The 19,241-nt window shown below is 71.7% G+C and carries 19 protein-coding genes and 1 riboswitch; of the genes, 6 read left to right on the top strand and 13 right to left on the bottom strand.

The genetic code is table 11. The annotated features are described in order from the left end of the window. Positions 1-31: 31 nt before the first annotated feature. From ACIBN2_RS06355 to ACIBN2_RS06345, 3 genes are all read right to left on the bottom strand, one after another. A complete protein-coding gene (locus ACIBN2_RS06355) occupies positions 32-988 on the bottom strand; it encodes an XdhC family protein (protein ID WP_399133035.1) in 957 nt (318 codons plus the stop codon). Between the two features lie 167 nt (positions 989-1,155). Continuing rightward, positions 1,156-1,578 carry a hypothetical protein gene (locus ACIBN2_RS06350; RefSeq protein ID WP_399133034.1) on the bottom strand — a complete coding sequence of 141 codons (423 nt, stop codon included), beginning with the start codon at positions 1,576-1,578 and terminating at the stop codon, positions 1,156-1,158. A 22-nt stretch (positions 1,579-1,600) separates the two neighbouring features. Then, a complete protein-coding gene (locus ACIBN2_RS06345; RefSeq protein ID WP_399133033.1) occupies positions 1,601-2,149 on the bottom strand; it encodes a DUF2231 domain-containing protein in 549 nt (182 codons plus the stop codon). A gap of 90 nt (positions 2,150-2,239) precedes the next feature. Between ACIBN2_RS06345 and ACIBN2_RS06340 the strand changes: the two genes are divergently transcribed. Continuing rightward, positions 2,240-2,902: a helix-turn-helix transcriptional regulator gene (locus ACIBN2_RS06340; protein ID WP_399133032.1), complete on the top strand. Its 663-nt coding sequence runs from the start codon at positions 2,240-2,242 to the stop codon at positions 2,900-2,902. A 33-nt stretch (positions 2,903-2,935) separates the two neighbouring features. Here the strand turns inward: ACIBN2_RS06340 and ACIBN2_RS06335 are convergent, their stop codons facing one another. After that, entirely contained in the window at positions 2,936-3,346 is a 411-nt protein-coding gene (locus ACIBN2_RS06335) for a hypothetical protein (RefSeq protein WP_399133031.1), read from the bottom strand. Positions 3,347-3,586: 240 nt separating this feature from the next. Here ACIBN2_RS06335 and ACIBN2_RS06330 point away from each other — a divergent pair, with 240 nt between their 5' ends. Both ACIBN2_RS06330 and katG read left to right on the top strand, forming a co-directional pair. Beyond that, positions 3,587-4,033, top strand: coding sequence for a Fur family transcriptional regulator (locus ACIBN2_RS06330; RefSeq protein ID WP_399133030.1), 447 nt, complete (start codon positions 3,587-3,589; stop codon positions 4,031-4,033). Between the two features lie 24 nt (positions 4,034-4,057). Continuing rightward, positions 4,058-6,271 carry a catalase/peroxidase HPI gene (katG, locus tag ACIBN2_RS06325; RefSeq protein WP_399133029.1) on the top strand — a complete coding sequence of 738 codons (2,214 nt, stop codon included), beginning with the start codon at positions 4,058-4,060 and terminating at the stop codon, positions 6,269-6,271. A 70-nt stretch (positions 6,272-6,341) separates the two neighbouring features. Here the strand turns inward: katG and ACIBN2_RS06320 are convergent, their stop codons facing one another. Further along, positions 6,342-7,136 (bottom strand): class I SAM-dependent methyltransferase, encoded by a 795-nt coding sequence (locus tag ACIBN2_RS06320; RefSeq protein WP_399133028.1) that lies wholly within the window; start codon positions 7,134-7,136, stop codon positions 6,342-6,344. A 202-nt stretch (positions 7,137-7,338) separates the two neighbouring features. On the opposite strand from ACIBN2_RS06320, the gene ACIBN2_RS06315 reads away from it, so the two are divergent. After that, on the top strand, positions 7,339-7,923 hold the full coding sequence (locus ACIBN2_RS06315) for a histidine phosphatase family protein (protein WP_399133026.1): 585 nt from the start codon (positions 7,339-7,341) through the stop codon (positions 7,921-7,923). Positions 7,924-7,988: 65 nt separating this feature from the next. Here the strand turns inward: ACIBN2_RS06315 and ACIBN2_RS06310 are convergent, their stop codons facing one another. The 4 genes from ACIBN2_RS06310 to ACIBN2_RS06295 all read right to left on the bottom strand — a co-directional run bounded on the left by ACIBN2_RS06310 (position 7,989) and on the right by ACIBN2_RS06295 (position 12,789). Beyond that, a complete protein-coding gene (locus ACIBN2_RS06310) occupies positions 7,989-8,741 on the bottom strand; it encodes a CbtA family protein (protein ID WP_399133025.1) in 753 nt (250 codons plus the stop codon). A gap of 21 nt (positions 8,742-8,762) precedes the next feature. Further along, positions 8,763-8,984, bottom strand: coding sequence for a CbtB-domain containing protein (locus ACIBN2_RS06305; RefSeq protein ID WP_399133024.1), 222 nt, complete (start codon positions 8,982-8,984; stop codon positions 8,763-8,765). Between the two features lie 60 nt (positions 8,985-9,044). After that, a riboswitch (cobalamin riboswitch) is annotated at positions 9,045-9,117 on the bottom strand. 203 nt (positions 9,118-9,320) lie between these two features. Beyond that, entirely contained in the window at positions 9,321-10,643 is a 1,323-nt protein-coding gene (locus ACIBN2_RS06300) for a class I SAM-dependent RNA methyltransferase (RefSeq protein WP_399133023.1), read from the bottom strand. Between the two features lie 91 nt (positions 10,644-10,734). Beyond that, complete coding sequence (locus ACIBN2_RS06295; protein ID WP_399133022.1) at positions 10,735-12,789, bottom strand: APC family permease; 2,055 nt, start codon at positions 12,787-12,789, stop codon at positions 10,735-10,737. A gap of 437 nt (positions 12,790-13,226) precedes the next feature. Here ACIBN2_RS06295 and ACIBN2_RS06290 point away from each other — a divergent pair, with 437 nt between their 5' ends. Continuing rightward, entirely contained in the window at positions 13,227-13,898 is a 672-nt protein-coding gene (locus tag ACIBN2_RS06290) for a potassium channel family protein (protein WP_399133021.1), read from the top strand. Further along, a complete protein-coding gene (locus ACIBN2_RS06285; RefSeq protein ID WP_399133020.1) occupies positions 13,898-14,575 on the top strand; it encodes a potassium channel family protein in 678 nt (225 codons plus the stop codon). Before ACIBN2_RS06290 ends, ACIBN2_RS06285 begins: the two co-directional genes overlap by 1 nt. A gap of 189 nt (positions 14,576-14,764) precedes the next feature. Here the strand turns inward: ACIBN2_RS06285 and ACIBN2_RS06280 are convergent, their stop codons facing one another. From ACIBN2_RS06280 to ACIBN2_RS06265, 4 genes are read right to left on the bottom strand one after another with little or no spacing between them, the layout of a single operon-like run. Next, entirely contained in the window at positions 14,765-15,514 is a 750-nt protein-coding gene (locus ACIBN2_RS06280; protein ID WP_399133019.1) for a DUF3159 domain-containing protein, read from the bottom strand. 3 nt (positions 15,515-15,517) lie between these two features. Next, the gene (locus ACIBN2_RS06275) at positions 15,518-15,916 is read right to left on the bottom strand and encodes an OB-fold nucleic acid binding domain-containing protein (protein ID WP_399133018.1); all 399 of its coding nucleotides are present in this window, start codon (positions 15,914-15,916) and stop codon (positions 15,518-15,520) included. Positions 15,917-15,962: 46 nt separating this feature from the next. Then, positions 15,963-16,682: a response regulator gene (locus tag ACIBN2_RS06270; protein ID WP_399133017.1), complete on the bottom strand. Its 720-nt coding sequence runs from the start codon at positions 16,680-16,682 to the stop codon at positions 15,963-15,965. Further along, on the bottom strand, positions 16,676-19,225 hold the full coding sequence (locus ACIBN2_RS06265; RefSeq protein WP_399133016.1) for an ATP-binding protein: 2,550 nt from the start codon (positions 19,223-19,225) through the stop codon (positions 16,676-16,678). Before ACIBN2_RS06265 ends, ACIBN2_RS06270 begins: the two co-directional genes overlap by 7 nt. Between the last annotated feature and the right edge of the window lie 16 nt (positions 19,226-19,241).

Genomic DNA, 19,241 nt, shown 5'->3' with positions numbered 1-19,241 from the left:
ACGGAGCAGAAGTGGACGCCGGCATCCGCGGCTAACGGACGAGCGCCGCGAGGACCTCCGCGCAGATGGCCATGGCGGTCTCCGCCGGGGTGCGGGCGCCGATGTCCAGGCCGATCGGGCCGTGGATGCGCCCGACAAGCCGCTCGCCCAGGCCCGCCTCGGCCAGCCCCGCGGCCCGGCGCTCCTGCGTGTGGCGCGAGCCCAGCGCGCCCACGTAGGGAATGCCCGAGGTGAGCGCCGTGCGAAGGGTGGGGACGTCGACCTCGGGCTCGTGGCTGAGCATGATCAGACAGGCGGCCGCGGGACGCTCCGCAAGGAGCTTGGCGGCGTCCTGCGCGGCGGAGGTCACCGTGGCCTGCCAGCCGAGCAACTCCGCCTGGGAGACCAGGAGTTCGGCGAGTTCACCGCCGCCGACGATGACGAGACGGGGGACGGCGGGGCAGGTCTCGATGAGGACGAGCCCGGCGTCGGTGGCCTGCACCTCACGACCCGCGCGACGGCGGGCGAGCAGGTCGCGGGCGCGAACGGCGGCCTGCGGCGGCAGGTCCGGGTCGTCCGGCCCCGGGCCCGGCGTGACCACGACGCTCACGGCATGGGTGCGCCGCTCGTCGAGCCAGGTGATCAGCGCGGCGTCGCCGCCGCCCGCGAGTACCTCCCACCAGCGGGCCGGGACGGCGGGCAGCGGCTGGAGCAGGATCTCGGCCTGCCCTCCGCAGGTCAGCCCCGCGTCCTTGACCCCGTCCTCGTGGACGGCCACCGCGCACACGCGGGCGGTGTGCCCGGGAGCGAGCGTGGCGGCCTCCTCGGCCAGCCGCCGGTCGAAGGCGCCCTGGTAGAGACTGCCGTGGCAGGTCCCGTCCGCGTCGATCAGGAGCGCATCGGCCGGCCTCCTGGGCCCGAATCCCCGCTCGGTGACCGGCCGCGCGAGGACCGCCGCACCGCGACCGGGGGCCGCCCACTGCCTTGCCGTGTCCGCCAGTTCCCTCATGGCTCGAGCCTAGGCGCCAGAAGGGACACGGGAAACCGCGCGACCTGCCACGACGTACCCGCGACGGGAGCCGGGAACGCGACGGCCGGCGGTCGGCTCCGTACCACCGGCGACGCACTACGGCACACAGTCACCGGCTCCGGGCGGCAGACCCGTCCGCCGTCCCCTCAGCTGCCCCCCACCCCCGCCGCGGCCAGCAACACCAGTACCAGCGTCGTCGCGCCCAGCAGGCCGTGTGCCGCGACGACCGGGACGGGGAGGTGCCGCTCGGCCGGGGCGGTTTCGTCCGGCGCGGAGGCCGAGCGGTATCCGGGGAGCCAGCGGGCGAACAGGGTGAAGCCGAGCAGGGCCACGATCGCGAGGATGACGAAGGACGTCCAGGCCAGGGCGCCGGTGTCGGCGGCGAGGTAGACGATCCAGAGGATCAGGCCGGCCGCGGCCAGCAGGAAGTGACCGAAGACGAGCGGCGCCGGGAAGCGCGTGGCCCCGGCCTGCTGCTGCCGTAGTCCGCCGCGGCCGATCCAGCGGGCGAGGAGGACGAAACCGCCGAGTGCGGTGACGATCCAGGCGACGAGAGCGGCGATGTCCATGGTCCGCCTCCAGCGGTTCTGGTCAGGACGTCGTACGAGTGCTGCGGTAGCCCTCGGCCTGCACGGACTCCGCGGCCACGCGGACGCCGTAGCGGTAGGCGAGCTTGCCGCCGAGGTAGCCGGAGACGCCGAGGAGGGCCAGGGCGGCGGCGGAGAGCGCCAGCTGCCCGTCGCCGACGCTCCGCCCTCCCGCATAGCCGCCGCCCTGCCGCCAGGCGAATCCCGCGGCGTACGCCGCGGTCACCGCGAGATTGAGGGTCATGTGCACCAGACCGGTCCGGAACGCCGGTGTCCCGGTGGGAATCGCGAGCAGGTCGAGGAAGCCGACAGCGGCCGCGGCCAGCGCTCCCAGCACCCCGATCGCGATCAGCCACGCCGACCCGTGCGTCAGGAACCCCGGCCGGTCCACGGTCTTCGACGCGATGTCGAAGACCAGGCTGCACACCCAGGCCCCGATCGGCACGGTCACCAGGATCGGATGGAAGGGATGCCCGTAAGGCCCCGCCATCGCACCGCTGACCGGCTCCTTCGCCTGCCGCAGCGCACTGTCCCGAGCATCGTCGACCGTCATGACCCACCTCGCCTGTGAGGTATTTCACCAACAAGTTTTAGTCTTATTCGGGCCGGGGTCAAGGGTCTGGGCCGGAGTTACGGTGGCCTCGTGACCACCGGCCCCGCCCCGTCCGACCCGATCGCCGCGCTCGCCGTCCTGGGCGACGAGTCCCGCAGGCGGCTGCTCGACTTCGTCCGGCGGGCCAGGCACCCCGTGACCCGGGAGGAGGCGTCGGCGGCGGTCGGCATCTCCCGCAAGCTCGCGGCCTTCCACCTCGACAAGCTCGTGGCGTCGGGCCTGCTCCAGGCCCGGCACGGCGGCCACGGCCCGCGCCGGGTGGGCCGCGCCCCGAAGGTGTACGAGCCGAGTCCGCACGCCGTCTCGCTGAGCCTCCCCCCACGCCGCCACGAACTGCTGGCCTCGCTGCTGACCGAGGCGCTGACGGCGCAGAAGCCCGGCGAGAGCCCACAGGAGGCGTCCGTGCGCGTGGCCCGGGAGAGGGGCGAGGCCCTGGGCGCCGGGACCGGGGCGGGCGACATCAACGCCACCCTGGAGTCACTCGGCTTCGAGCCCGCCGACGCGGGCGGCGGCCGCACGGTGCTGCACAACTGCCCCTTCCATCCGGTCGCCGCGCAGGCGCCGGATCTGATCTGCGGCATGAACCGGGCCTTCCTGTGCGGCTACCTCGCCGCCTCCGGCCACACCGGGACCACCGCCGTCCTGACCGCCCACGACGACACCTGCTGCGTGGAACTGCACACCGGCCGCTGAGCCGGGCTCGCACCCGGCGCCCCGGCCCGGGCCTCACATCCTGCGCAGCACCACGAGTACGACCAGCAGCACGGTGGCGCCCGCGCACATCCCGTGCGCGACGACCGCGGTCAGCGGGAAGTGGCGCTCGGCGGTCCTGCCGCCGCGCGAGTGCCGCCCCGCGCTGGGCATCCACCGCAGCAGCATCATGAAGCCGAACGTGGCGACGACCAGCACCACGGCGCACGCCGCCCAGGCAGTGCTCCGCACCCCGCCCGCGAGGTACGCCGTCCAGCTGGCCAGCCCGGCGACGGCGAGCAGCACATGCCCCACCACCAGCCACAGCGGCAGCCGCGTCACACCCGGCATGCGCTGCCGCAGGCCGCCGTGGCGGATCCACACCGCCGCGAGATAGCCGCCCAGCCCCGCGGTCAGCAGCCACGCACATAGAACGAGGACACCCACGCGCGTTCCCCCCTCCGTCCGGTCACGGCACCTTCCTTCCAGGACACCGCAGAGCGCCGCCGCGGACCGGATGTCCTTTCCTCGATTCACCCGTAGGCATGAACAAGACAGGAACAGCGGTGAGAATCCCCGTCCTGCGCCCGGCACCCCCGCGCTTCATCCGGCGTTCAGGGCGGCGCGGCAAAACTTGGCGAGTTCGTTTTCTTGAACTCTTCGTGTTTATCCGGCTAGGTTGATGCCATGACCGCGTCCCAGACCCCGAACACCGCCGCTGAGCTGCGCGGTGCCGGCCTGCGGGTGACGGCCGCCCGTGTAGCGCTGCTGGAGACCGTCCGCGAGGGCGATCACCTCGGCGTCGAAGCGATCGCGTCGGGAGTGCGCGACCGGGTGGGCCACATATCCCTTCAGGCCGTGTACGAGGCTCTCCACGCGCTCACCACGGCAGGACTCGTCCGCCGCCTCGAGCCTCCGGGCAGTGCCGTCCGGTTCGAGGGACGGGTCGGCGACAACCATCACCACCTCGTGTGCCGATCGTGCGGAACCGTCGTCGACGTCGACTGCGCGGTGGGCCACGCCCCCTGTCTGACCGCCTCCGACGACCGCGGCTTCGCGGTCGACGAGGCCGAGGTCATCTACTGGGGCCTGTGCCCCGGCTGTTCCACCGAAGCCCCCACTTCAGCACCCTGATTCACCCAGTTCGGAAGGACTGTCATGTCTGAGAACCCCGATGCAATCGTGACCGACCCCAAGGCGGAGGGCACCGGCGGCTGCCCGGTCGCGCACGAGCGTGCCGCGCACCCGACTCAGGGTGGTGGCAACCGTCAGTGGTGGCCGGAGCGGCTCAACCTGAAGGTCCTCGCCAAGAACCCCGACGTGGCGAACCCGCTCGGCAAGGACTTCGACTACGCCGCCGCCTTCCAGGCCCTCGACCTCGCGGCCGTGAAACAGGACATCGCCGACGTGCTCACCAGCTCGCAGGACTGGTGGCCCGCGGACTTCGGCAACTACGGCCCGCTGATGATCCGTATGGCCTGGCACAGCGCGGGCACCTACCGCATCAGCGACGGCCGCGGCGGCGCCGGCGCCGGTCAGCAGCGCTTCGCCCCGCTCAACAGCTGGCCGGACAACGTGAGCCTCGACAAGGCCCGCCGTCTGCTGTGGCCGGTCAAGAAGAAGTACGGCCAGAGCATCTCCTGGGCCGACCTCCTGGTCCTCACCGGCAACGTCGCGCTGGAGCAGATGGGCTTCACCCCCTTCGGCTTCGGCGGCGGCCGCGAGGACGTCTGGGAGGCCGAGGAGGACGTCTACTGGGGCCCCGAGACCACCTGGCTGGACGACCAGCGCTACACCGGCGACCGTGAGCTGGAGAACCCGCTCGGCGCCGTCCAGATGGGCCTGATCTACGTCAACCCGGAGGGCCCGAACGGCAACCCGGACCCGCTCGCCGCGGCCCGCGACATCCGCGAGACCTTCCGCCGGATGGCGATGAACGACGAGGAGACCGTCGCCCTCATCGCCGGTGGCCACACCTTCGGCAAGACCCACGGCGCCGGCCCGGCCGACAACGTGGGCGACGACCCCGAGGCCGCCCCGATGGAGCAGATGGGCCTCGGCTGGAAGAGCACGTACGGCACGGGCGTGGGCAAGGACGCGATCACGTCCGGCCTGGAGGTCACCTGGACCACCACCCCGACCCAGTGGAGCAACGGGTTCTTCAAGAACCTCTTCGAGTACGAGTACGAGCTCGTCCAGAGCCCGGCCGGCGCCAACCAGTGGGAGGCGAAGGACGCCCCGGAGATCGTTCCGGACGCCTTCGACCCGGAGAAGAAGCACCGCCCGACGATGCTCACCACCGACCTGTCGCTGCGCTTCGACCCGATCTACGAGCCCATCTCCCGCCGGTTCTACGAGAACCCGGAGGAGTTCCGGGACGCGTTCGCGCGCGCCTGGTACAAGCTGACCCACCGTGACATGGGCCCGAAGTCCCTGTACCTCGGCCCGGAGGTCCCGGCGGAGACGCTGCTGTGGCAGGACCCGCTGCCCGAGGCGGAGGGCGAGGCGATCGACGCCGCGGACGTCGCCGCGCTCAAGGCCAAGATCCTCGACTCCGGCCTGACCGTCCCGCAGCTGATCGGCGCCGCCTGGGCGTCTGCCGCGACGTTCCGCGGCACCGACAAGCGCGGTGGCGCCAACGGCGGCCGCCTCCGCCTCGAGCCGCAGCGCGGCTGGGAGGTCAACAACCCGGACGAGCTCGCGCAGGTCCTGCGTGTCCTGGACAACATCCAGGGCGAGTTCAACTCCGGCGCCAAGAAGGTCTCCGTGGCCGACCTGATCGTCCTCGGCGGCACCGCGGCCGTGGAGAAGGCGGCCAAGGACGCCGGCGTCGAGGTCGAGGTACCGTTCGCGGCCGGCCGTGTCGACGCGACCGACGAGCACACCGACGCCGAGTCGTTCGCCGCGCTGGAGCCGCAGTACGACGGGTTCCGCAACTACGTCGGCAAGGGCACCCGCCTGCCGGCCGAGTTCCTGCTGCTGGACCGCGCCAACCTGCTCAACCTGAGCGCCCCCGAGATGACCGCGCTGGTCGGCGGCCTGCGGGTCCTGGGTGCGAACTACGACGGTTCGAAGCACGGCGTCCTCACCGAGACGCCGGGCCGGCTGACCAACGACTTCTTCGTCAACCTGCTCGACCTGGGCACGACCTGGAAGTCCACGTCCGAGGACCAGACCACGTTCGAGGGCCGTGACGCCTCCGGCGCGGTCAGGTGGACCGGCACCCGTGCCGACCTCGTCTTCGGCTCCAACTCCGAGCTGCGCGCCCTCGCGGAGGTCTACGCGAGCGACGACGCCAAGGAGAAGTTCGTGACGGACTTCGTCAAGGCGTGGGTCAAGGTCATGAACCTGGACCGGTTCGACCTCGTCTGATCCCACCGCACCACACACCGGGGCCGGCCCGCATCGGGCCGGCCCCGGCCGTGTTCGGAGCTGGAAAGACTCACGAACGCCGCCCGACGGCAACGAAGTTGGCGGCGAAGAAGCGGCGCGCGCCCCCGTCCTTCTCGGCCTCCTGGAAGGCCGCGTCCCAGCGGGCGATGTCGTCCGGGCCCGCCAGCCCCTCGGCGACCAGGGAATCCCGGGCGGCCCAGGCGGGGCCGCGCATCCCGGGCGGCGGCGTGACGACGTCGATGTGCCCCTCGTAGGCGACGACGTCCAGGCCCGCGGCGACGAGCAGTTCGTCGAGCCGCCTGCCGATGGCCAGGTCGTCGCCCCGGCGCCGGTGCAGTTCGCCGTACAGCTCGTGCATCTCGTCGAAGGCGGGCGGGGCGTTGCGCAGACCGGAGGAACCGATGTCGATGTCGACGAGGTACACCGTGCCGCCGCCGGGCCGGGCGAGCGTGGCGAGGTGGTCGACGATCGCCTGCTCGTGCCCGCCGTTGTGGGCCAGGACGTGCCGCATCATCACCAGGTCGAAGGTGCCGGCGTCCAGGCCCGTGTGCTCGGCAAACCCGGCCCCGACGTGCACCGGCACGCCCGAGCGCCCGGCGAGCGCCGAGGCGACGGCCAGCGCCTCGCCGTCCCGGTCGACCGCCCACACCGCTCCGTCCGGGACCACCAGGTGCGCCAGCCGCACCGCGACCGCGCCGGGCCCGCATCCGACGTCCGCGATCCGCGCACCGGGAACCGCCCCGGCCGCGGCCCACAACTCACGCTCCCGCCGCTCGGCGGCGTCCGCCATGAGCCGGTAGCGCTGGATCTCCGAGTCACTGAGAGTCAGGGAGTAGTCGGCCACGTTCGGCCCTGCCTTTCCACACCGGACGGCACACCGCCGTAGAACCCATGACACCGCAGTCCGACGGGCGCACGCCAACCGAATGCCGGAGTGCGCGCGGTTGTAGGACGCTGTACGGGCGGGGCCGGCACCGAGGGAGGGACGGCACCGCCGCTCGCCCGGGGCGGGCGCCGAACTCCCCGACCCAGCCGACAGGAGCCACGTGACCAGCCGCGTCACCCTCATCTCGCCCGCCACAAGCCCGTCGCTGCGCCAGGCCCGTTTCGACGACGGCACCACGTCGCTCGACGGCAACGGGGCGGCGCGGGCCCGCGCGGCGGCCGGGACGCTGCCCCCGGCCGCACACGTCGTCGTCTCCCCCAGCGCGCGCTGCCGCGAGACCGCCACGGCACTCGGGCTCGCCGCCGCCGAACCGCTCGCGGAACTGGCCGGTCTGCGGGCGGGCCGCTGGGAGGGCCTCACGATCGAGGAGGTCGGTGGGTCCGAACCGGAGGCGGTGGCCCGGTGGTTGACCGACCCGGCCGCCGCGCCCCACGGCGGGGAGTCGGTGCAGGACCTGTGCCTGCGCGTCGGGCGCTGGCTGGACACCGTGTCGCAGACGGACGGCCGCACGCTGGCCGTGGTCGAGCCGGATGTCGTACGGGCCGTGCTGGTACGGGTGTTGGGAGCGCCCGCGGCGTCCTTCTGGCGCGCGGACGTGCCGCCGCTGACGGCGACGGAGATCAGCGGACGGGCGGGGCGCTGGAACCTGCGGCTGGGCAACCCGCTCCAGCCGGCCGACGACTGATCCACGACCACGACAGAGCCCGCGGACGCTCCCGCGGGCCCTGTCGTTCGCTCAGCTCGTGCCAGTCAGCCGGCGGCGGTGACCGCCGACGGCGCGGCCGCCTTCGCCGGTCTGGGATTCAGCAGCCGTTCGGCCAACTCGCCGAAGGCGAGCCCGAATGCTCCCCACAGGGTGAGCTGGACGGCCAGTGCCGAGAGCCGGAACCGCCACAGCACGGTGGCCGGGAAGTGCGCGGGCACCTCGTTGACGGCCGGCAGGAACGCGAACGCCAGGCCGATCAGCAAGGCGAAGGCGGCCACCGCGACGACGGTGGCGTACCAGTTGCCCAGTCTCGGGGCGAGCCGCTTGCCCAGGATGGTCGCGGCGACCGCGAGCAGCACGCTGAGCACCATCATCAGGAAGTACAGGGTCGTCCGCCTGCCGATGGTGTCGGCGTTGCCGACGGCGGGCGGGTTGGCCGGGTACTTCAGGAAGGGCACGACGTACACCGCGAGCAGCGCGCAGCCGGACAGCAGCAGCGCGGTCGCCCGCGGGCCGAAGCGGCCGACGCGGCCGAGCGCGAAGCAGTACGCGAGGGCGGCGATGCCGCCGAAGGCGACCCCGTAGACCAGTACACCGGTGGCCAGGCCGGCGGTGGACTGCAGACCGCGGGAGACGATCTCCATCTCGTGTTCGTGGGCGTGCGCCTCCTCGAAGCCGATCGCCTTGTCGACGTTCGGCTCACCGAGGAAGTAGGCGGCGACCAGAGCGAGCACGCCGGCCGCGAGGCCGGCGAGCATGCCCCGCACGAGCAGTTTTCTTACCGTTGCGGAGTTCATGAGGGTGTCGGGGTCCCTGCCTCAGTGGCAGGGGAACCCGAGCAGATGGCGGGCGTCGTGCACCCACTCGTGGACGTCCGAGCCGGAGACGACGGACGTGGCGCCCTGCTCGGCGCCGACGAAGTACAGCAGGACCAGCATCAGAATGCCGAAGAAGACCGCCCACGGGACGATCGCTCCGATCGGCAACTTGGCGGGGAGGGTGGGAGTGGTGGCTGTCGGCTGCGCGACATGCTGCGCCATGGCAGTGCCTCTCCGGGAGTTCGCGTCCCTTTTCGATGGTGCACAGGACGAGGGCTACGGGTCTGACTCGCCGCCGCCCTTGCGAGGCGGCGACACACAGTGGCGCGACCGTGCCGGATTCCCACCGGCTTCCGTCTTGCCTTCGTCGATATCGCATCGACGGTATCGCGTGTCGCGGACATGGCCAATACCGCCCCACCAGGCGTGATCTTTCTCGCGGTCTCGCCCGATGGGGGTTGAACGCGGCACGGAACGGTGCAGCAGCCGAACTTCCGTCAACTCAGCGGGTCATGGCCCCAGTTCATCGGCGCGCCGGTCCCTGTCGTCCACGGCACCTCACTTCACCGCCGGCTCCAGGATCGCCACGCACTCCAGGTGATGGGTCATCGGGAACAGGTCGAACGCCCGCAGCGTCCGCACCCGGTAGCCGCCGTCCCGGAAGTACGCCAGGTCCCGGGCCAGCGCGGCCGGGTCGCAGGCGACGTAGGCGATCCTGCGCGCGCCGAGCGATGCCAGGTGCGCCACCGTGTTCCGGCCCGCGCCCGCCCGGGGCGGGTCCAGGACGATCAGGTCGACCTCGGTGATGCCGGTGCGCGGCAGCACGCTCTCCACCTTGCCGTGCTCGATGCGCACCCGCTCGAAGCCCTCGAGGTTGTGCCGGGCGTCCTCGACCGCTCGCTTGCCGGACTCGATGCCGAGCACCGCGCCCTGTTCGCCGAGCCGGTCGGCCAGCGCGCCCGCGAACAGGCCGACGCCGCAGTACAGGTCGAGCGCCATCTCGCCCTTGCGCGGCAGCAGGCCCTGCATGACGGCCGTCACCAGCGTGTCCGCCGACTTCGGGTGGACCTGCCAGAAGCCGCCGCTGCCGACCCGGTACGTGCGCCCGTCCGCGCGCTCGCGGACGAAGGGACGGCCGTGCACCCGGTGCACCCCGCCGTCCTTCTCGCCGACCCGCATCACCGACACCGGCTTGTCCAGCTCCACGATCGGCAGGCGGGCGCCCGGACGCGGGGTCAGGATCACCTGGCGGTCCTGCGAACCCGTCGCCGCGATCGCGTCGACGGAGGCCATGCCGCTCCAGTCGCGCTTCTCGATGCCCAGTTCACTCACTCCGGGAGCGGCGATCATGCAGTGGTCGATCGGCTCGACGTCGTGCGACCGGTGGCGGCGCAGACCGGCGTGGCCGTCGGCGTCCACCGCGTACTGCACGCGCGTGCGCCAGGCGGGCACCTCGCCCGCGGGCAGCTTGTCGCCCTCGGCCGGCATCACCGTGCCGTCCCAGCCGGCCTCCTCGGGCGTGAGGCCCGCGAGCCGCTGCAACTGCTCGGCGAGGACCTCGCCCTTGAGCCGGCGCTGTGCGCCCGGCTTGGCGTGCTGCCAGTCGCAGCCGCCGCAGCGGCCGGGACCGGCGTAGGGGCAGGGCGCCTCGATGCGGTCCTTGGCGGGGGTGAGGATCTCGACCGCGTCCGCGCGCAGGTACCGGGCCCCTTCCTCGCCCTCGGTCACGCGTGCCACGACCAGTTCGCCGGGCAGCGCGTGCCGGACGAACAGGACCTGGCCCTCGGCGGTACGGGCGATGCAGTGACCGCCGTGGGCGACGGGACCGACCTCGACCTCGTACTCCTCCCCCACCAGCGACTTCTTCGGTTCTGCCTGCATGGCGGGGTGACTCCACAACGTCGGGTGCGAAACGGCCGGACAACAGCCCACCAGTCTACGTGGGTGTCGTCCGGCCGTTGACCGGCGAGCGTCAGCCCTTGTTGCCGGTGTGCTCCTTCGAGCGGCCCGACTGGGCCGGGCCGCGCCGCACCGAACCCGGCGCGTTCCAGTCCTGCCGCCTGCGGGCTCGCAGCTTCGCGGCCTCCGAGGACACCAGCTGGTAGGGCACCGAGGTGACCATGACGCCGGGCGTGAACAGCAACCGGCCCTTCAGCCGGAGCGCGCTCTGGTTGTGCAGCAGGTGCTCGTACCAGTGGCCCACCACGTACTCGGGGATGATCACGGACACCGCGTCGCGCGGCGACTCCGTGCGCAGCCCCTTCACGTACTCGATGATCGGCCGCGTGATCTCGCGGTACGGCGAGTCCAGCACCTTCAGCGGTACGTCGATGCCGCGCCGCTCCCACTCCTCGCGCAGCATCTTCGTCTCCGCCGGGTCGACGTTGACGGTCAGCGCCTCCAGGGAGTCGGAGCGCATCAGCTTGGCGTAGGCGAGGGCGCGCAGCGTGGGGCGGTGGATCTTCGAGATCAGGACCACCGAGTGCACCCGGGACGGCCGGACGCTGTCGTCGCTCGGGCCCTCGGGTGCCGCGATCTCGGAGGACACGCGGTCGTAGTGCTTACGGATGGCCGTCATCGTCGCGTAGAAGATGCACATGCCCAGCAGCGCCACCCAGGCGCCGTGCGTGAACTTGGTGACGAGGACGACCACCAGCACCAGGCCGGTGAAGAAGGCGCCGAAGGTGTTGATGGCGCGCGAGCGGATCATGTGGCTGCGCCTGGCCGGGTCCTTCTCGGTCGCCAGATGGCGGTTCCAGTGCCGGACCATGCCGGTCTGGCTGAGGGTGAAGGACACGAACACGCCGACGATGTAGAGCTGGATCAGCCGGGTCGAGTCGGCGCCGTAGATGATGACGAGCAGGGTCGCCGCACCGGCCAGCAGGACGATGCCGTTGGAGAAGGCGAGCCGGTCGCCGCGGGTGTGCAGCTGGCGGGGCAGGTAGCGGTCCTGGGCGAGGATCGAGCCGAGCACCGGGAAGCCGTTGTAGGCGGTGTTGGCGGCCAGGAACAGCACCAGCGCGGTGGCCGCGGCCAGCACCACGAAGAAGAAGCTGCCCTTGCCGAAGACGGCCTCGGCGACCTGCGTGATCACCGGGTTCTGCACATATCCGGAACCGACGCCCACGCCTTCCTTGAGCAGGTCGGTGGCCGGGTTCTCGACCATGCGGACCTTGGTCGTCAGGGCGAGGACGATGATGCCGCAGAACATGGTGACGGCGAGCAGGCCCATCGCCGCGAGCGTGGTCGCGGCGTTCTTCGACTTGGGCTTGCGGAAGGCCGGCACGCCGTTGGAGATCGCCTCGACGCCGGTGAGCGCCGCACAGCCGGAGGAGAAGGCGCGCAACAGCAGGAAGACGAGGGCGAAACCGGCCAGTCCCTGGTGCTCGGCCTTGATCGTGTAGTCCGCCGTCGGCGCCCGCATGGTGTCGCCGAGCACGAGGCCGCGGAAGGCGCCCCACGCGATCATGATGAACACGCCGCCGACGAACACGTACGTCGGGATCGCGAAGAGCTTGCCGGACTCCTTGACCCCGCGCAGGTTCATCAGCGTCAGCAGCACGATCACGGCCACCGCGCAGAACACCTTGTGCTCGACCACGAAGGGGACCGCCGAGCCGAGGTTCTCGATGCCGGACGCGATCGAGACGGCGACGGTGAGGACGTAGTCGACGAGAAGGGCGCTGGCCACGGTCAGGCCCGCCCTGGCGCCCAGGTTGGTGGTCGCGACCTCGTAGTCGCCGCCGCCGCTGGGGTAGGCGTGCACGTTCTGCCGGTAGGAGGCGACCACCGTGAACATCAGCACCACGACGGCGAGCGCGATCCAGGGGCTGAAGTGGTACGCCGACACGCCTGCGATGGAAAGGACCAGCAGTACTTCCCCGGGGGCGTACGCCACCGAGGACAGCGGGTCGGAGGCGAAGACGGGGAGGGCGATCCGCTTCGGAAGGAGCGTTTCGCCGAGCCGGTCGCTGCGCAGTGCGCGCCCGATCAGAATCCGTTTGGGCACGTCGGTCAGTTTGGACACAACAGGTAATCGTAGGCGTTCGAACGGCCGCCGAACCACCTCCCCCACCCTCGGCTGTGCGCGAGTGCGGAACCGCCGTCCCCGGATCTGCCCTCCGGGTGAAAACAGCGAGGCCACGGCTGCGGATTCCGCGGGCCGCCGTCGCGTCATGCCTATATGACAAGCACCGCTCTACTCCCCGCTGTCATCGCCCTGTTGTCGTCCTACGGAGGTTCCATGCATGCCACCGCAGAGTTGATCGGCGCCGCGGCGGCCCTCGTCGGCCTCGGAATCCTGACGCTCGCCAGCGTCCGCAGCATCAGCCGGCGCTGAGGTCACAAGCCGTGCGGCAACCGTGCACAGGGGTGCCTGCGTCCCACCGCTGGTGTGTAGCTTTGGGCGTCGGTCTGAGACCCTGATCGAGCTGAGCTGTGATTCTTGACACCGGAAGGACGGTCGTGCACATCGTCATCATGGGCTGCGGAAGAGTAGGTTCCGCTCTTGCCCAGACCCTGGAGCAGCAGGGGCACACGGTCGCCGTCATCGACCGGGACCCCACGGCCTTCCGCCGCCTCGGCCCCGGATTCGGCGGCCGCCGGGTCACCGGCATCGGCTTCGACCAGGACACCCTGCGCGAGGCCGGCATCGAAGAGGCCGGTGCCTTCGCCGCCGTGTCCAGCGGCGACAACTCGAACATCATCTCCGCGCGCGTGGCCCGCGAGATGTTCGGTGTCGAGAACGTCGCCGCCCGCATCTACGACCCGCGCCGCGCCGAGGTCTACCAGCGCCTCGGCATCCCCACGGTCGCGACGGTCCGCTGGACGGCCGACCAGATGCTGCGCCGGCTGCTCCCCTCGGGCGCCGAGCCGCTGTGGCGCGACCCCACCGGCGGCGTCCAGCTCGCCGAGGTGCACGCCTCCGCCGCCTGGGTCGGTCACAAGATCAGCAGGCTGCAGGAGGAGACGGGCGTCCGGGTGGCGTTCCTGACCCGGCTCGGCGAGGCGATCCTGCCCACCTCCCAGACGGTGCTGCAGGAGGGCGACCTGGTGCACGTGATGATGCGCACCGACGAGGTCGACAAGGTCGAGGCGTCCTTCGCCAAGGGGCCCGACGAGGAGGGGGGGCACTGATGAGGGTTGCCATTGCCGGTGCCGGAGCGGTCGGCCGCTCGATCGCGGGCGAGCTGCTGGAGAACGGCCACGAGGTCCTGCTCATCGACAAGACGCCGACCGCCATCTCGGTCGAGCGTGTCCCGCAGGCGGAGTGGCTGCTCGCCGACGCCTGCGAGATCACGTCGCTGGACGAGGCGGCGCTACAGCGCTGCAACGTCGTGATCGCCGCGACGGGCGACGACAAGGTGAACCTGGTCGTCTCGCTCCTGGCCAAGACGGAGTACGGCGTTCCGCGCGTCGTGGCCCGCGTCAACAACCCCAAGAACGAGTGGCTCTTCAACGAGTCCTGGGGCGTCGACGTCGCCGTCTCCACCCCGCGTCTGATGTCCGCCCTGGTCGAGGAGGCGGTGAGCGTCGGCGACCTGGTCCGCCTGCTCCGCTTCAGCCACGGCGACGCGAACCTGGTGGAGCTGACGCTGCCGGAGGAGTCGGCCCTGGCCGGCACCCAGGTCGGCGACGTGGAGTGGCCCGAGGACACCTCCCTGGTCACGATCATCCGCGGCACCCGTGTCCTCACCCCCTCCAAGGAGGACTCCCTGGAGCCGGGCGACGAGCTGCTCTTCGTGGCCGCCCAGGCCAGGGAGGAGCAGCTGGAGGACCTGCTGTCGCTGCGCAGGGGGGACACGGCGGGCTAGCCGCCGCGTTCGCCGCGTCTACGACGACGAGGGGCGCCCCCCCCCGGCGGGGGGCCCCCCGGGGGGGGGGGGGGCGGGGCCCCGGGGGGGGGCCCCCCCGCGGGCCCCCCCCCCCCCCCCCCGGGGGCCCCCCCCCCCGGGGGGGCCCCCCCCTCGTCGTCGTAGAGCGAATGACCGCTCGCGGGGGGCCTACGCCTCCCGGCGGTGCCGCCCGCCGCTCGCCTCGACCCCCGCGGCGGCGGCCCGCTCCTTCTCGGCCTGCTCCTCCGCCTCCATCTCCGCGAACACGTCGATCGGCGCGGGCGCCTTCGCCAGGAAGACCCAGGTCAGCCACACGGCCAGCAGGAACGGCGGGATCTTGAGGGCGACCAGGACCCAGCCCAGCTGAGCGGTGTTCGCCCACCAGTACAGCGGGAAGAGGATCGCGCACTTGCCGAGCAGGATCAGGCCCCAGGCCCAACTGGCCTTGGAGTACGCCTTCTTGCGGCCCGGGTTGCGCGTACGCCAGGAGAGGTTCTCCTTGAAGACGGGCCCGAGGATCAGCCCGAGGAGCGGGACCCCGCACAGCGTCGTGACGATGTACGCCAGCGCCAGGCCCAGCGTGTAGAGCATGCCGGGCAGATAGAAGTCCTTGGCGTTGCCCGTCATCATCGCGAAGACGACGCCGAAGGCGACGCCGAAGACCCCGCTGAAGGCATGCTTGACGGTGTCCCGCATGACCAGGCGGACCACCACGAGCGCCAGGGACACCACGAGCGCCGCGATGGCCGACCAGTGCAGGTCCTTGTTGATCGTGTAGATGGTGACGAAGAGCAGGCCGGGCAGCACCGTCTCGACCATGCCCCGCACTCCGCCGAACGCCTCGAACAGGGCGGCCTCCGTCACCGTCCGCGTGTCGTCGGCTTGAGTGTCTTCGGTCGGCTTGTCGAGCGACGTCACCGGCTACTCCCGTCCGAGGGGTCTCAGTTCGTATTTCGGATTGAACAGCACCCGGCGGCCCCGGCTCATCGAGATCCGGCCCGATGCGATCAGTCTGCGCCCCGGCTCTATCCCGACGATGGAGCGCCGCCCGAGCCACACCACGTCGAGCGCGGCGGAGCCGTCGAACAGCTCGGCCTCCAGGGCCGGGACGCCCGCGCGCGGCCGCAGGGTGACCGTGCGCAAGGTACCAGTAACCGTGACGATCTGTCGGTCGTGGCAGTCACCGATCCGGGTACATCCCGCGGTCTGGGTATCCTCCCGCAGCTCCTCGGACTCCAGGTCCTCCTGCGAAGAGGAGAGCCGGTCAAGCATGCGCCGGAACCGGCCCACCGGCTTTTCGGAACGAGGAACAGCACTCATGTCTTGAAGCGTACCGGGGTGCACTGACGGCTACGTACCCGCGGCCCTAGCGCTCGAACCGGTAGCCCATGCCCGGCTCGGTGACGAAGTGCTTGGGGTGCGAGGGGTCGGCCTCGAGTTTCCTTCGCAGTTGCGCCATGTACACCCTGAGGTAGTTCGTCTCGGTTCCGTATGACGGACCCCACACTTCCTGCAGGAGCTGCTTCTGGCTCACCAGGCGTCCCGTGTTGCGCACCAGCACCTCCAGCAGGTGCCACTCCGTGGGCGTCAGCCGTACGTCCCTGCCGTCCCGGTTGACCTTCTTCGCGGCCAGGTCGACGGTGAACTCCTCGGTCTCCACGGTCGTCACGTCGTCCTCGCCGGCACCGACCGGCTCGGCCCGGCGGACCGCGGCCCGCAGCCGGGCCAGCAGCTCGTCCATGCCGAACGGCTTGGTGACGTAGTCGTCCGCGCCCGCGTCCAGCGCCTCGACCTTCTCGTCGGAGGTGTGCCGCGCGGACAGCACCAGGATCGGCACCCGGGTCCAGCCGCGCAGCCCCTTGATCACCTCGACGCCGTCCATGTCGGGCAGGCCCAGGTCGAGGACGACCACGTCGGGGTGGCGGGTGGCGGCGAGCTGGAGGGCGCTGGCGCCGTCGTGGGCCGCGTCGACCTCGTACCGGCGCGCCTTGAGGTTGATCACGAGGGCACGGACGATCTGCGGCTCGTCGTCGATGACGAGCACCCTGGTGGGGGCCTGGGGGGCACCCCCGGTCGGGCTCACCATGTGGTCTGCCTTTCGGGTTCCGCCGGGTGGAGATCATCCTGCGCGTGCGAGGCGGCCGCGCGCAGGGTGAGGACCATCGTGAGGCCGCCGCCGGGGGTGTCCTCGGCGTCCAGGGTGCCGCCCATCGCCTCGGTGAAGCCGCGCGCCACGGCGAGGCCGAGGCCCACGCCGGCTCCGCGCGGCGCGTCGCCGTAGCGCTGGAAGGGCTCGAAGATGCGTTCCTTGGCGTCGTCGGGGACGCCGGGGCCGCGGTCGACGACCCGTACCTCCACCCGGTCGGCGATGGCGCTCGCGGCGACCAGGACCGCCTCCTGCGGCGGGCTGTACTTGACGGCGTTCTCGACCAGGTTGGCCATCGCCCGCTCCAGCAGCCCCGGGTCGACGTCGACCATGGGCAGGGTTTCCGGCACGTCCAGCGCGACGCTGCCCTCGGGCACCCCGACCAGCGCCATCGGCACGACCTCGTCGACGTCGGCCTCGCGGATCAGCGGCCTGACCGTGCCGGTCTGCAGCCGGGACATGTCCAGGAGGTTGCCCACGAGGTGGTCGAGCCGGTCGGCGCCCTCCTCGATGCCCTCCAGCAGTTCCGCCTGGTCCTCCTCGGACCACGCCACGTCGTCCGAGCGCAGCGACGACACCGACGCCTTGATCCCGGCGAGCGGGGTGCGCAGGTCATGGGAGACGGCGGCCAGCAGCGCCGTACGGATGCGGTTGCCCTCGGCCAGCGCCCGGGCTCGGTCGGCCTCCTCCTGAAGGCGCGTGCGGTCCAGTACGACGGCGGCCTGGGCGGCGAACGCGGCCAGCACCCGGCGGTCCTCGGCGGGCAGCACCCGGCCGGTGAGGGCCAGCGCCAGATGGTCCCCGACCGGCACGTCCACGTCGGCGTCCTCCGGCCGCACGACCGCCGGCCCGAGTCCGGCGCGGCCCGCGCAGGTCCACGGGTCGTGGTCGCTCGCCCGCTCCAGCAGGGCGGCCGACTCCATGCCGAAGGTCTCGCGGACCCGTTCCAGGAGGTCCTCCAGGCCGGTCTCGCCGCGCAGCACGTTGCCCGCCAGGAAGGACAGGATCTCCGACTCGGCGCGCAGCCGGGCCGCCTGGTGGGTGCGGCGGGCCGCGAGGTCCACGACCGAGGCGACCGAGGCGCCGACACCGACGAAGATGACGATCGCGACGATGTTCTTGGGGTCGGCGATGGTGAAGCGGTGCAGCGGCGGCGTGTAGAAGTAGTTCAGCAGCAGGGAGCCCACCGCGGCCGAGGCCAGCGCGGGCAGCAGCCCGCCGAGCAGCGCCGCCGCGACCGTCACCGCCAGGAACAGCAGCATGTCGTTGGCGAGGCCCAGGTGGACGGTGTTGAGCAGCACCGCGAGGATGGCCGGAAGGATCACGCCGACCGCCCAGCCGGCGATGATCCGGGACCGGCCGAGCCGTGCCCCGCGGGCCACCGGAAGTCCGCGCCCCTTGCCTGCCTGGCCGTGGCTGATCAGGTGGACGTCGAGGTCGGGCCCGGAGTCCCGGGCCACCGTCGCGCCGACGCCGGGCCCGAAGACGTACTGCCAGCTCTTGCGCCGGGAGACGCCGAGCACGATCTGGGTCGCGTTGGCCCCGCGCGCGAAGGCGAGCAGCGCCGCCGGTATGTCGTCGCCGACGACGTGGTGGAAGGTGCCGCCCAGGTCCTCCACGAGGGTGCGCTGCACGGCCAGTTCCTTCGGCGAGGCGGCCGTCAGCCCGTCGCTGCTGGCTATGTAGACGGCCAGCACCTCGCCGCCGGCGCCCTTCTCGGCCAGGCGTGCGGCCCGCCGGATGAGGGTGCGGCCCTCGGGTCCGCCGGTCAGGCCGACCACGATCCGCTCGCGCGATCCCCAGATCTTCGAGACCCGGTGCTCGCTGCGGTACTGCTTCAGGTACTCGTCGACCCGGTCGGCCACCCACAGCAGCGCCAGCTCCCGCAGGGCGGTGAGGTTGCCGGGCCGGAAGTAGTTGGACAGGGCCGCGTCGACCTTGTCCGGCCGGTAGATGTTGCCGTGCGCCATGCGCCGCCTCAGCGCCTCGGGCGACATGTCGACCAGCTCGATCTGGTCCGCGCGGCGCACCATCTCGTCCGGCACCGTCTCCCGCTGCCGCACCCCGGTGATCGATTCGACGACGTCGCCGAGCGACTCCAGATGCTGGATGTTGACGGTGGAGACGACGTCGATGCCGGCGGCGAGCAGCTCCTCCACGTCCTGCCAGCGCTTGGCGTTGCGGGAGCCGGGGATGTTGGTGTGGGCGAGTTCGTCCACGAGGGCGACCTGGGGGGCCCGGCCGAGCACGGCGTCGACGTCCATCTCGGTGAAGGCGGCGCCGCGGTACTCCAGCTCCTTGCGCGCCACCTGCTCCAGGCCGTGCAGCATCACCTCGGTGCGCGGCCGGCCGTGGTGCTCCACGAAGCCCACGACGCAGTCGGTGCCCCGCTCCACGCGCCGGTGCGCCTCGGAGAGCATGGCGTACGTCTTGCCGACGCCCGGTGCCGCACCGAGGTAGATCCGAAGCTTGCCGCGTCCCATGGCCCCTATTGTCTTC

It is taken from the genome of Streptomyces sp. NPDC050534, from assembly GCF_044457745.1.
In the GTDB taxonomy this organism is placed as follows: domain Bacteria; phylum Actinomycetota; class Actinomycetes; order Streptomycetales; family Streptomycetaceae; genus Streptomyces.
This window is presented reverse-complemented; position numbering and strand designations above follow the sequence as displayed.